Origin of the sequence: Alteromonas sp. OM2203 (assembly GCF_048517045.1) — a bacterium.
GTDB lineage: Bacteria > Pseudomonadota > Gammaproteobacteria > Enterobacterales > Alteromonadaceae > Alteromonas > Alteromonas gracilis.
Genome location: NZ_CP183209.1, coordinates 2,678,082 through 2,690,640, shown reverse-complemented (window position 1 = coordinate 2,690,640; position 12,559 = coordinate 2,678,082). Strand labels below are relative to the sequence as shown.

Genomic DNA, 12,559 nt, shown 5'->3' with positions numbered 1-12,559 from the left:
CCTGTCATTAATGAGCGAGCGTTTTTAAGAAAAAGGTGTATTTGTTGTCAAATACGCCTTTTTTGTTTTAGGAGGTAAGCGATGTCGACAGATAATAATGAAGGTGTATCCAAAACAGAAAAAGATTGGAAAACAGATTTAAGTGAACAGGAATACTATGTGTGTCGTGAAGCGGGGACTGAGCGGCCCTTCACAGGGGTTCTTTTAGATGAACAGCGAGAAGGCTTGTATTTATGTAAGTGCTGTGAAGCTCCCTTATTTCCTTCAGATACCAAATTCGATGCCGGTTGTGGTTGGCCATCTTTTTATAAGCAGCTCGATGATGGCAATGTGGATTACAGAGAAGATTTAACTCACGGTATGCGAAGGGTTGAGATTTTTTGTAAGCAGTGTGGTTCCCACTTGGGGCACGTTTTTCCTGATGGACCTGCGCCAACGGGGCAGCGCTATTGTGTAAACTCACTGTCTATGACATTTAAGGGCGAAGACAACGTTAAAGTAAAAGGCTGATATTGCAGTCTCACAACGTCGCTAAAGAAGATTAAGGTAAACATCTGATTAAAAATTAACCTTGTGTTTGGCCTTCAATTTTAAAATTTAAAAAAACCGCCCATAAATGGCGGTTTTTTTAATTATTTACCGATAAAATTGTGTAACTAAGTTTCAAAAATCAGAGCTTATCTAGCTTAAGCGCATTCGCATCGAAGGTTGCGCTTTTAAGGCTGCTAACGACTTCATCGATGATAGCGTCCAATATTTCAGTAGGAAGTGCATGTTGTTGCCCCAATTGAACTCGCTGAGTTTCATCGAGTCTCTCATCGAAGGCTTCAGCGACGCCGTACCAGACATAAGCACGACGATAATTGTCTATGTCCATGCCTATAGAAGCGAGTGAATAAAAAACACTTACATCAATATCATCACTGTCGGTGTATAAGCTTAATGCGCGATAAAGGGTTTCTGTGGTGCGCTTTAAATCGGTTTTTATCTGAACTGAGGCAAGAGATACCAGTAAAGCGGGATCGGTAACCCGATTGCTTGCCGCGTAGCGCTCAAAGCGATGAAAAGCATCTTTATCGTTGAAACGAGTCCAGTGATAGTAGGAGAGGTAGGGGTCTAATGAATCTTTAGTCTCTCTGCTAAGCCGTTTAATTTCACGTTGAGCGGTGATCACGCCCTTAAGTCGGGTGGCTTCTTTTCCTTTGCGCTTTATGTGCTCAATGTGTTGCACTTCTTCTACACACGTTAAGTATTCTTCGAAATTCAAAAGAAGTGGGTATTTATATGCGTCATCTTTCGAGTCTTGGTTGTAGTAGCGAAGGCGAATAATTTCGGCTCGCTCGGCGCGACAGCGTGCGTCTAAACTTAAGTCGAGACAAATTTCGCTGTGCGACTCGCAAATTTCACTGATGGTGGGTTCGAAGAGATCGCCACAGCCGCCGAGGGCGAATAGTGAGACTAGCCCTAATGTCGGAGTTCGTATTTTTGTTGGAAACTTACCAAACAAATTCTTCGTTGTATGAGTTTTCATGGTGGTTTTGAAACTTATCAACAATTTGGTCTTCCTTGCTTGTTTATTTAAGATACTGCTCGTCACCGTCAGACGAAAACTCACCTAGTGTACCCTAAAAATAATAAAAAGCTGACGCGTAATTAAGAATTGTTGAACGTCTACGCCCTCTATTTTATGGCTGCAAATAGACATCAACGACAACACCGTTAATTTAATTTCGATGAAGGCAGAAGCATGAATCAACAGTTTGAGCAGGAATTACAAAGCAGCTGGCAAGAGCGTCAGGAATACGCAGAAATGATGTTGCCCCTTATTGGTAAGCTTTACCGCAATAAGGCAGTTGAAATTTCAGTTTACGGACGTTCATTATTAAATGCCAGTGCGATAGACGTTATCAAAGCGCATCGCAAAGTGCGACTGCACGAAGGTATCAAATTACGCCTTCGAGAAAGTTTCCCTATTTTAGAAGCGCTAAGCAATATGAAGCTGGCGCCTGCCCAAATCGATATCGGCAAACTAGCCTTCGATTTTCACTTCGGTTCTGCGGTTGATAACAGCGACCTTACGGCCTACCTCAACGAAAAACTAAACGACGTTGCCAACAAAGAGGACGATCAGAAGCCTCAAGACGTTGTACTTTATGGTTTTGGTCGTATTGGTCGCTTACTTGCACGCTTACTTATTGAGCGTCAGGGGAAAAATAACAAATTGCGTCTACGAGCCATTGTGGTCCGAGGTGGACGAGACGGCGACTTAGAAAAGCGAGCAAGCTTGTTGCGCCGCGATTCAGTTCATGGTCCTTTCAACGGGAGCATTACGGTAGATCACGAGCGAAACGCACTAAAAGCGAATGGCTCGTACATCCAAGTGATATATGCCAACAGCCCTGATGAGGTGGATTACACCCAATATGGTATAGATAACGCCATCATCGTTGATAACACGGGCATTTGGCGTGATCGCGATGGTCTTGGTCTTCACCTAAAGGCGAAAGGCGCAGCTAAAGCCATTCTTACTGCACCTGGTAAAGGTGACATTAAAAACATCGTACACGGTGTGAACGACGAAGAAGTAACACCAGAAGATACTATTGTTTCTGCTGCTAGCTGTACGACCAATGCCATTACACCGGTGCTTAAAGCGCTAGATGAAGAATATGGCATTGAAAATGGTCATGTTGAAACGGTTCACTCGTATACTAACGACCAAAACCTGATCGATAACTACCACAAAGGCGACCGTCGCGGACGAAGTGCACCACTTAACATGGTAATTACCGAAACTGGTGCGGCGAAAGCGGTTGCCAAGGCATATCCGAAACTAGCGGGTAAACTTACTGGTAACGCTATCCGTGTACCTACGCCGAATGTGTCTTTAGCTATTTTGAACTTGAATCTTAAAACGTCAGTAGATCGCATTGCAGTAAACGAATTTCTTCGTGATACCGCACTGTTCTCAAAGCTTCAGCATCAAATTGACTACACAGCAAGTAAAGAGATTGTATCTACAGACTTAGTTGGCTCTCGCGCTGCGTCAGTAGTAGATTCTCAGGCAACCATTGCCGCGGACAACCGCTTAACGCTTTATGTATGGTACGACAACGAGTTTGGTTACAGCTGTCAGGTATTGCGCGTAGTTCGTGACATGGCAGGGCTAAGCTTCCCTACATTGCCGCTTTAATAATCTTCTATAAAGCTGAGCTTTAAACTGTATAAAAAACCGACCCAAGTGGTCGGTTTTTTGATGGTGTAAACATTTTGTATACTTTCGACAGTATAAAAGCCGCTGAGTGCGTGGAATTTGTGTTTATGTCTATGCTAAATTAGCGCTCAAATAACGAGGAAAACGACAGTCTATGCATATTTCCAGTCAATTCGACAGCGGTAACATCGAAGTAGTTAGCGCACAATCACCAGACGATATTCGTCTTACCATTCCCAACGATAATCAATCTGAATTTGCTCAGTGGTTTCATTTTCGTTTAGTGGGCGAAACCTTTGTAACGCACACCATGACAATCGGTAACTTGGCAAAGTCGGCATATCCAGAAGGTTGGAAAGGATATAACGTTCTAGCGTCTTACGATCGTCACACGTGGTTTCGCATTCCTAGCGAATTTGACGGTGACAACCTTACGTTTTCACTTACGTTAGAACAGCCTAGCGTTTACTTTGCGTATTTCATTCCGTACAGCTATGAACGCCATCTCGATCTTGTGCACGATGCGCAAATGTCATTGTTGTGTGAGCACAAATTCTTAGGCCTTACTCTAGATGGCCGTGATATGTCTTTGCTGGTAATCGGTGAAGAAACGCCAGAGAAGAAAAAGGTATGGATAACAGCCCGCCAACACCCTGGCGAAACGATGGCCGAGTGGTGTGCAGAAGGCATTATATATCGTTTACTTGACGAGCAAGATGGTTTGGCGCGACAGTTGCTTGATAACGCCGTGTTCTACATTGTGCCAAACATGAACCCAGACGGCAGTGCACGAGGCCATCTGCGTACCAACGCTGTAGGCACCAACCTCAATCGCGAATGGGCAACGCCCTCGCAAGAAAAAAGCCCAGAAGTACTTTACGTACTTAACGCGATGAGTGAAATTGGTGTGGACATGTATCTTGATTTGCACGGTGATGAGGCATTACCGTACAACTTTGTGGCAGGAAGTGAAGGCAATCCAAGCTACAACGATACTATTGCAATGCTTGAAAATACGTTTAAAGATGCGCTATTGAATGCAACGCCTGAGTTTCAGGATGAATTCGGTTACGACAAAGACGAGCCAGGTAAGGCTAATTTAACCGTAGCGTCAAATGCGGTGGGTGAGAAGTTCAAATGTATGGCATACACAGTGGAAATGCCATTTAAAGATAACGCTAATGTGCCGGACGACATTTATGGATGGTCGGTACAGCGCAGCCGTCAATTAGGTGAAGATTTGCTTATTGGCGTGAATGCGGTTGTTAAAAAGCTAAAAGCATCAGAAAAATAAAAATAGGAAGCGAAAGCTTCCGCAAGAAAGGCCTCGACAAAAAGAGGCCTTTTAATTATTAAAATAAAACAACAATTAAACATAATAAAAAAGGGGAATAACGTTGGAAGGGTTATATGGTTTTCTAACTATGCTCGATGGATTCTTAGGGGGCGCGTTTTGGTTTCCTTATGTGCTGTTAGGTGTAGGTCTTTTCTTCACGGTTTATCTTAAGTTTCCGCAAATTCGTTTTTTTAAACACGCTTGGCAGGTTGTTACCGGCAAGTTTGACAAAGAAAGCGACCCTGGCGATACCACCCACTTTCGCGCGCTAACTACCGCACTGTCTGGCACGGTAGGTACAGGTAATATCTCAGGTGTGGCGTTTGCTATTTTCTTAGGTGGTCCAGCGGCATTATTCTGGATGTGGGTTACCGCTTTTTTGGGTATGACGACAAAGTTTGTTGAGGTAACCCTGTCGCATAAGTACCGTGTTAAAACCGAAGACGGCACAATGGCTGGTGGCCCAATGTATTACATGGACCGTCGTTTAAACATGAAATGGCTAGCTGTGGCCTTTGCTATCGCCACGGTAATAAGTTCATTTGGTACCGGCAACCTTCCTCAAAGTAACGGTATTGCACAAAGTATTGAAGCCACTTTTGGTTTTGAGCCTTGGTTAGTAGGAAGTGTATTGGGTATTCTTCTCGCCTTGGTTATTCTTGGTGGTATTCAGCGAATAGCGGCTTTCACCGCGCGCGTTGTTCCCGTAATGGCAGTTATCTACCTTATTGGTGCGCTTGCGGTTATTTTCGCGAACCTTGAAAATATTGGCCCTTCGTTTGCCGCTGTAATTGGTGATGCGTTTACCGGCTCAGCCGCTGCAGGTGGTTTCTTGGGGGCGTCGTTAGCTTACGCGTTTAACCGTGGTGTTAACCGTGGCCTGTTCTCGAACGAAGCCGGGCAGGGGTCTGCACCTATTGCTCACGCAGCTGCAAAAACGAAAGAGCCCGCATCAGAAGGTATGGTTTCTCTGCTGGAACCTTTCATCGACACCATTTTAATCTGTACCGTTACGGGTTTGGTTATTCTCTCTTCAGGTGTGTGGAAAGAAAAGCACGAAAACGTGTTCGATCGTTCCGATATGTATTTCGTGGCGGGAAAATACGACGATACCAACCAAGCTGATGTCGATAAATTATATGGCTACCTAAACGAGATTGAAGGTAACGTTGTTGAACCTTATACAGGGTCGATTACAGTTGTTAACGGCACTGCGGTAAGCGATGGCTTTACGCTTCTTAACGCTCGTTCAATTGCGGAAGACGTGAAGTATTCTGTCGGTAGTGAAGACTTGTTTACCGGTACCCTCAAAATTGTGGACGGTAAGCCAGTTAAAGAGAATTTAGAAATCAGCGGAAAGTCACTGGTTCACTCTGCAGCGCTAACGACGATTGCATTTACACGAGGCTTTTTTGGCGACTTCGGTCAATATATCGTGTCAATTGGCCTTATGCTGTTTGCGTTCTCAACTGCTATTGCCTGGTCTTACTACGGTGACCGCGCCATGACTTACCTTTTGGGGCCGCGTTCTGTTATGCCGTATCGCGTAATTTACGTTGCCGGTTTTGTTTGGGCTGCGTTCTCCGACACCACATTAGTTTGGGCACTGTCTGCCGTGGCTATCGTGGTAATGACCTTGCCTAACCTGTTTGGGATCATGCTGCTTTGTAAAGAGATGAAGGAGACCGTAAACGACTATTGGTCTCGCCACAAAAAGTAGAAACCACGGATTTATAAGGCGTCTTAAAAGACGCTGTTGTCTAACGTTTATACAGAAAACAAGTGAGTAAATTTGCGCGCCGGTGTACTTTGTTAAAAGTGTACACCCCGCGCATTTTTTGTTTTGGGATGTCATGGTTTATCCTCAGAATCGACTTCATTGTTGTGCCTAACTTCAGTATGATAGCCGTCCGCGTAAAATACTGGTGCAAATAGCATGAGTATTCTCATTTCGCACTCAATCATTAGGAGCAACATATGGCATTAGTTGACTGTCCTTCATGCAACAAGAAAACGTCTGACAAAGCGAAGACGTGCCCTCATTGCGATTTCAAAATCGGTGACGCGACTTCAGAAGATATAGAGCGCAAACAAAGCTTACAAAGATTTAAAAAGCTGGCGAGTATCCAGAACCAGTCTCTTCTTGCTATGCTAATATTCGTTGCGAGCTTTGGCTTCATGTATTGGGGCGGAACCCGTCCGGGTGATTTGCAACATAATTTGGCTATTTTGGGCGCAGTGGTTGGCTTTGTATGGTACTTAGTAAATCGTGCGCGTATTGTTTATATAAAGCGTTTTTCCTAAATGAATATTGAAGCACTATTAGCGAGTATGACGCCAGAAATCTATGAGCGTCTCCGCCAAGCAGTTGAAACCGGCAAATGGCCTGATGGCACACCTTTGAATAATGAGCAAAGAGAAAGCTCGATGCAGGCCGTTATGCTTTACCAAGCCAAAATTGAAAAGTCCTCAGAGCATATGACTGTAGGCGAGAACGGCGAAATTGTTCACAAAAGCAAAGCCGATTTTAAACGCTCATTACGTAGTGAGCAGGATGATAAAAATACAATAGCGCGGTTCAAACAGGATGATATTTAGTCGTATATTTACGCCTTCGCACCAAAGCCCTAAGCCTGAAAAAAGAATACAGGCAATTGAAAATCTCTCTCCATATAAGGCACAAGAAAAAACAATTCTTCACGAGCTCGCCTTCAACGACGAGGATCCCAATGTAAGTTTATCAGCGCTAGAGAAGCTCAATAGTTTCGTGTTGTGGCTTAAAATGTCGCAAATCGCGAAGCAGGCTCGAGTAAAAAAGGTCGCTGAGCAGAAAGTTAATTCAGCGCTTTTAAATGAGGGGGATCTTTCCCTATCTTGTGAAGAAAAATTGTCGTTTTTAAAAGAAACGGCGAGTCCCGAGTTCGTCATACAACTTCTACCCAAAATGCTCGAAAAAGACGCTGCACTGTTACGTGACGATACGTTAGCCAAAGCGTTAATTGAGAAAGTTAATAAACCTTCATTTACACATTACGTTTTTTTAGAAGGGGCAAGTGCCAGTTTACAAACACAGCTTATTAACGGTTACTCAACGATATCCGATTTGCAAAAGCTGGCAAAAAAAGTGTCGGATGACGATTTGTTGTCCAAAATCAACGTTCGCATAGACGCAATAAAAGAAGCGCAGCAGCGCCCAGTGGAACTTAAAAAGCAGCTAACTTTAACCTTATCAAAGTACCAAGCGCTACTTGATAAGCCGGACGTAGAGGTTGTCGAGCAAAAACGCCGAGAATTCGACAGTGAGCTTTCGGGGTTATTTGCCCAAATTAACCTTCTCACTCAGGAAGAACACACAGAATATAAAGAAAAACGAGAAAGGATTTCAGAGCAAGTAGACCGGTACTTATCGCGTATTCGCCCAGGGTGGGAAGAAAAACAGTTAGCTACTCAGCTTGCCAATACTCAAGCATTATGTGAACAACTATTGGCCCACGCTATCGAGCAAGTTTCATGGCTTTACGACAATCGCCTTTGTGAAGCGACACTTGCGGATGTAGCAACAGTAAACGAGAGTGTTCGCGGGGTAGAAGCTACGCTTGAGCAGTTAGCTCGTTTGGGAAATGAAAAATCAAGCGAGAAGCGCCTAAAAGAAATAACAAAAGCAGTAAACGAGTTAAACGACAAACTTGAACGTTTCTCTATGCAGCAACACTACGGGCAAAAGCTCCTGATTAAACTGCAAATGCTTGAGGATATTGCTACCAAAATAACAACACTTAGCGCTGTGAAGGTACAGAGCGGTCAAACAGACGCTAACCCAGCGGAACTAAGCGCACAAGTTGATGAAACGTCGCATGAAAACGTCACCCTTGATACTCTTCAGGCCGCATTTACTGAAGCGCGCGAGGATTATAAAAAGCTAAGTAGTGAGATTGACGCTATCCCTAAAGCGTTGTCAGGGCGTTACAAGGCATTGATTAATCGTGTAAGTGCTAAGGAAAGAGCGCAAAAAACAAAGCAAAATGAGCAAATCAAAAATGTTAGAAGACAAATAAGCGTTATTGATAATCTCATTGGTCAAGGAAAGTTTCGCGTCGCGATATCGAAATTTCAAAAGCTCGAAAATAACTACAATGAGATGCCCGATTCTGCGAAAGAACAAGTCGAAAAGCGCTTCGACAAAACGGCTGAAGAAGTCTCTCGTCTTGAGGGGTGGCAGAGTTATCTCGCTGCACCTCGTAAGCCTGCACTTGTAGAGGAAGCTCTAACTTTAGCGTCGACAGAAGCAGACGATATAAAAGCGCGAAGCGAAGCGATCAAATACCTTCGCAAACAGTGGTTGTCATTAACAACAACGACGAATAGCAGCACAACGGATGGTAGCGACGACGATTTGCAGAAGCAGTTTGACGATGCGCTAGAAAAAGCCTTCGAGCCTTGTCGTGAGCACTATGCAAAACTTGATGAGCAACGGCAACAAGCTCAAGAAAAACGCGTAGCTATCATAGCTTCTGTAAAATCGATAGATCCAAGCTTACCGGAAGCGGAGTTAGTTAAAATTTTCGACAGAGCAGCAAAGCAATGGCACGCTGCAGGCCAAGTTGAACGAGATACTTACGAGCAGCTGAAGCGCGAGTGGAAAGCGATTTCTGCTCCCATCCAAACTAAGATTCAAGCTTGGCAGAATGATAACCAAGCTCAGAAGCGAGATTTAGTATCGCAAGCTCAGCAACTTGCAAATCACGACGATGTAGCTGTTGCAGCAGACGAAGCTCAGAGTCTACAAAACCGATGGAAGCAAGTTGGTCATGCGGGCAAGCGGGAAGAGAGTAAACTTTGGTCGGAATTTAAAGCGGCAAATGACTTAGTTTTCGAACGCTTGAAAGCGGAAAGAAAATTACTCAATAACGTTGTAAACGAGAAGGTAGATTCACTGCTTTCTAATATCGAAAATATTGATACAAGCAGCGACGACGCTTCTTTCAACGAGTCTATGGCCCGCGTTAGAGAACAGCTTGCGGAACTACCTAAGCCGCAGCGCAGCAAAGTTGAGCGAAAATTAAATGTGGTTGAAAGCAAGCGCGAAGCGCAAGCAGAACGTGCACAGGCTCAATCTCAACGAGACAAAGCACAGGCACTCACTTCATTACTTAAGCTTAGCGTAGGTGAAGGTACTGAAGATAAGGAGACGCTAATTGAACGGTTGGGTAAGCGCTGGTCAGGTTTCTTCACTCAGTCTGACGGCTGCACTCGCTCGCAGCACGATAGGCGGTGGTTAACCGTTGCCTTGGAAGTGGCATCTAATATGCCAAGTCCAGATACTGATACATCAATAAGGTCAAGCGTTCAGTTACAGATGATGACTGCAAAACTTGAGCAAGGGGAGGCCGCCACGGCTTCCGAGATTTTAGCTGATTGGCTGTCGTATGATGTATTAGAGTTTAAAGACAATGCTTTAACCCAACGTGTTATTGCTGTTGTTGATGCACACCCCGAGGTGGTGTATTAAATGGAAAACGCTGTTGAATATGAATTTACGACAGAAATGTCTGCTTATCGGTTTTTGAACACCGTTAAACACCTTGATGCAGATGGATTGAAGGTTAAATTCGGAAAGTCTGACCATCACGTTAGTGTTAAGTATCGTTATATACTTGGTGAGTTTGATTCGACGCTATCGACGCTCGACGATTTAGCTAGAGACTTAGGTGGCGAAGAAGTTTCCTAGCTAGTTTTTAACGTAAACGAAAAAGGGTCAGACAATGTCTGACCCTTTGTTCTAAAGATCCTATTAACAATCTTTATCTTCGGCTTCTACGCCTTCTTTCACATCTTCGCAAGCATCTTCAACGGCGTTACCCGCATCGGTAACCATTTCGTCAAGCTCTTCACCTGCGTTTTCTGCTTCACCATCGCCACACGCGGCTAGTGATAGTGCAAATGCTGATGCTACTAATACTTTAGAAAGATTTTTAAATGAAAACATATCCTTACTCCTTTTTCCTATTAAAATGCTTGTTACTTCTAGGCTCTTGGTGCTTTGCCACGTAGCGCGTTAGCGATTAGTGAGATTACTAGCAATGCGATAAACACGAAAAATAGAAACTGTGCTATACCCGTTGCTGCACCTGCGATGCCTCCAAAACCAAAAACTGCTGCGATAATGGCGATAATAAAAAATGTAATTGCCCAACCTAACATAACTAAGTCCTCGTTTTGCTTCCGTTACTTACACAGTAACTAATGCTAGCTTCATGCCGAGTTGCTAAGTTAATGATATTTAATATAAATATTTATTTTTCTTATTTTATTGGACGATAGTAACTAGATAGTTAAAGTCACGATTACATAAAAAAGTGCATATTTTACATGACAGCATGAATTGTATTTGGAATTAGAATTAGTTTATCTATCTATATCTTTTCTCAATTCAATATATTGACTTCACCAACTCCCAAAGAACGTGAGTGATAAATTGTGGTTCGTTATTGCGTCAGCATTGTCGTCAGGAGGGTTGATATAATTGTGCATATAGCCCATTTCGATGCGCCACTTTTGATTTAATTGAAAGGCAGGGCCAATGTACAAACGATTCTGGTCAAAACCACTAGTCTGTCCCCAGTCCGTATCGTTGAAGCCAAAGAAAATTTCATCCCAGATAACGAAGCTCCAATTTTCAGTAAGTGGTTTAGACCATCTAATAAACTGTCTAAATCTATAGCCAGTATCGTCACCTTCGTCATGTCTAAATCGCTGCTCTAGACGACTTCTTCCGGACAAACTTCCGCCCATAAATTTGTTTAAGGAGTATGTCGACTGCTGCCATATTCTGTCCTCATGTATCAAGCCACCGTTACTATCAATTGTAACTCGGGCTACACCTAACCAAAGTGCAAAATCGTCTGAAAACTTGTATCCAAAACCTGGTCTTATGATAGAAACGCCCAAACGAGAAGCATCGTCTTTAAATCGTAAATGGCCATCAAACCAAAATTGCCATTTTCCATTGTTACTTGCATCGCCGGAAAGTGCCAATGCATTCCAAGATTGGATATCAGCATTCGCGAATGTTCGAACACTTGTAAATGTTAGAGATAACAAGAGCAAGGCACATAGGGATAACTTAGATTTTATGTTCATAGTATTTTAACATCTCAAAAAAAAAGACAGAGCGGAAGGGAAAGCCGCGCTGCCTAAACAAAGGGGAGAGACCCCTGAATATGCAAGTACTCAGGGGCTGAACTGACTTAATTTCCATTGGGGTTGTAGGGTAAGGATGATTGATGGGCCACAATTCGAAGATCACCGTCACTGTCTTTTACATAGGCAAATGTGTACTCTACCTTTGTTTCTCCGCCCTGTGTGTCGGTAAAGAAGTAGTTACCCATTGCTACCGCCATACGGCAGCTGTTATTGATAATGCCAACGTTATCAAACTTGACGTTTGTATAAGGTTTAATTGCGAAGCCTTTATCCTCAGCATAGGCATCGTTGCCGCCAACAAAGTAAGAAAGCGCTGCATCAAAGCTTGAACGGAATTGGTCATTAGCGGCCAGGGTTGGCTTAAATAAGACACTACTTAAATCGTAGCCATACATCGCCTGTATAAAATCGGCAGCCTCAGTTGAGTAATCGCCATCATTACTAAATACTGCGCCAATTCTGACTATACCGTCGCCCCATTTTCTCTGCGCTGACACCACCTCTCTTTCCGTGATGCACTCGTCGGAATAAAGTAGCGCGTTATCTAGTGCTTTTGCTTTTAAAACAGGCGCACTGGAAGCGGTATTGTCCATCTGCGGTTTAGCCACAGCACTGCACCCCGAGACTAACAACACTGTAGCCGCTGCAACTGCAGTCTTTGTAATCGCTGTGTTTAGTTTTTTCATCGCTGACTCCTTAGTCGTATGCAAAATTAAGTTCTGCGTCACCCAAATCACTAATATGATTAAGGCGTATAAACCTGCTATGCAGTTCATGTGATTAAGGATAGAGATTGTTGATGACAA

General features: G+C 43.6%; 13 protein-coding genes. 8 read left to right on the top strand and 5 right to left on the bottom strand.

Annotated features, from left to right (window positions below; all coding sequences use genetic code 11):
- The first annotated feature begins 81 nt into the window (after positions 1 to 81).
- Positions 82 to 510: a peptide-methionine (R)-S-oxide reductase MsrB gene (msrB, locus tag ACM0P2_RS12045; protein ID WP_159117640.1), complete on the top strand. Its 429-nt coding sequence runs from the start codon at positions 82 to 84 to the stop codon at positions 508 to 510.
- Between the two features lie 160 nt (positions 511 to 670).
- On the opposite strand, the gene ACM0P2_RS12040 is transcribed toward msrB, so the two are convergent.
- On the bottom strand, positions 671 to 1,555 hold the full coding sequence (locus tag ACM0P2_RS12040) for a DUF2989 domain-containing protein (RefSeq protein ID WP_419226640.1): 885 nt from the start codon (positions 1,553 to 1,555) through the stop codon (positions 671 to 673).
- Between the two features lie 192 nt (positions 1,556 to 1,747).
- On the opposite strand from ACM0P2_RS12040, the gene ACM0P2_RS12035 reads away from it, so the two are divergent.
- The 7 genes from ACM0P2_RS12035 to ACM0P2_RS12005 all read left to right on the top strand — a co-directional run bounded on the left by ACM0P2_RS12035 (position 1,748) and on the right by ACM0P2_RS12005 (position 10,278).
- Entirely contained in the window at positions 1,748 to 3,193 is a 1,446-nt protein-coding gene (locus ACM0P2_RS12035) for a glyceraldehyde-3-phosphate dehydrogenase (RefSeq protein WP_105929726.1), read from the top strand.
- A gap of 175 nt (positions 3,194 to 3,368) precedes the next feature.
- On the top strand, positions 3,369 to 4,508 hold the full coding sequence (locus ACM0P2_RS12030; RefSeq protein WP_173359945.1) for a M14 family metallopeptidase: 1,140 nt from the start codon (positions 3,369 to 3,371) through the stop codon (positions 4,506 to 4,508).
- A 103-nt stretch (positions 4,509 to 4,611) separates the two neighbouring features.
- The gene (locus ACM0P2_RS12025) at positions 4,612 to 6,270 is read left to right on the top strand and encodes an alanine/glycine:cation symporter family protein (protein WP_159117643.1); all 1,659 of its coding nucleotides are present in this window, start codon (positions 4,612 to 4,614) and stop codon (positions 6,268 to 6,270) included.
- Between the two features lie 257 nt (positions 6,271 to 6,527).
- On the top strand, positions 6,528 to 6,854 hold the full coding sequence (locus ACM0P2_RS12020; protein ID WP_014949837.1) for a zinc ribbon domain-containing protein: 327 nt from the start codon (positions 6,528 to 6,530) through the stop codon (positions 6,852 to 6,854).
- Entirely contained in the window at positions 6,855 to 7,148 is a 294-nt protein-coding gene (locus tag ACM0P2_RS12015) for a YeaC family protein (RefSeq protein ID WP_105929723.1), read from the top strand.
- Positions 7,138 to 10,059 (top strand): DUF349 domain-containing protein, encoded by a 2,922-nt coding sequence (locus ACM0P2_RS12010; protein WP_419226639.1) that lies wholly within the window; start codon positions 7,138 to 7,140, stop codon positions 10,057 to 10,059. The genes ACM0P2_RS12015 and ACM0P2_RS12010 overlap by 11 nt, the downstream gene beginning before the upstream one ends.
- Positions 10,060 to 10,278, top strand: coding sequence for a hypothetical protein (locus ACM0P2_RS12005; protein ID WP_159117645.1), 219 nt, complete (start codon positions 10,060 to 10,062; stop codon positions 10,276 to 10,278).
- Positions 10,279 to 10,341: 63 nt separating this feature from the next.
- Here ACM0P2_RS12005 and ACM0P2_RS12000 read toward each other — a convergent pair whose 3' ends face one another.
- From ACM0P2_RS12000 to ACM0P2_RS11985, 4 genes are all read right to left on the bottom strand, one after another.
- On the bottom strand, positions 10,342 to 10,536 hold the full coding sequence (locus tag ACM0P2_RS12000; protein ID WP_159117646.1) for a hypothetical protein: 195 nt from the start codon (positions 10,534 to 10,536) through the stop codon (positions 10,342 to 10,344).
- A gap of 38 nt (positions 10,537 to 10,574) precedes the next feature.
- The gene (locus ACM0P2_RS11995) at positions 10,575 to 10,751 is read right to left on the bottom strand and encodes a DUF1328 domain-containing protein (protein ID WP_025255564.1); all 177 of its coding nucleotides are present in this window, start codon (positions 10,749 to 10,751) and stop codon (positions 10,575 to 10,577) included.
- Positions 10,752 to 10,994: 243 nt separating this feature from the next.
- A complete protein-coding gene (locus ACM0P2_RS11990; RefSeq protein WP_159117647.1) occupies positions 10,995 to 11,690 on the bottom strand; it encodes a DUF2490 domain-containing protein in 696 nt (231 codons plus the stop codon).
- A 107-nt stretch (positions 11,691 to 11,797) separates the two neighbouring features.
- Positions 11,798 to 12,439: a phosphoribosyl-AMP cyclohydrolase gene (locus ACM0P2_RS11985; protein WP_159117648.1), complete on the bottom strand. Its 642-nt coding sequence runs from the start codon at positions 12,437 to 12,439 to the stop codon at positions 11,798 to 11,800.
- Positions 12,440 to 12,559: the final 120 nt, after the last annotated feature.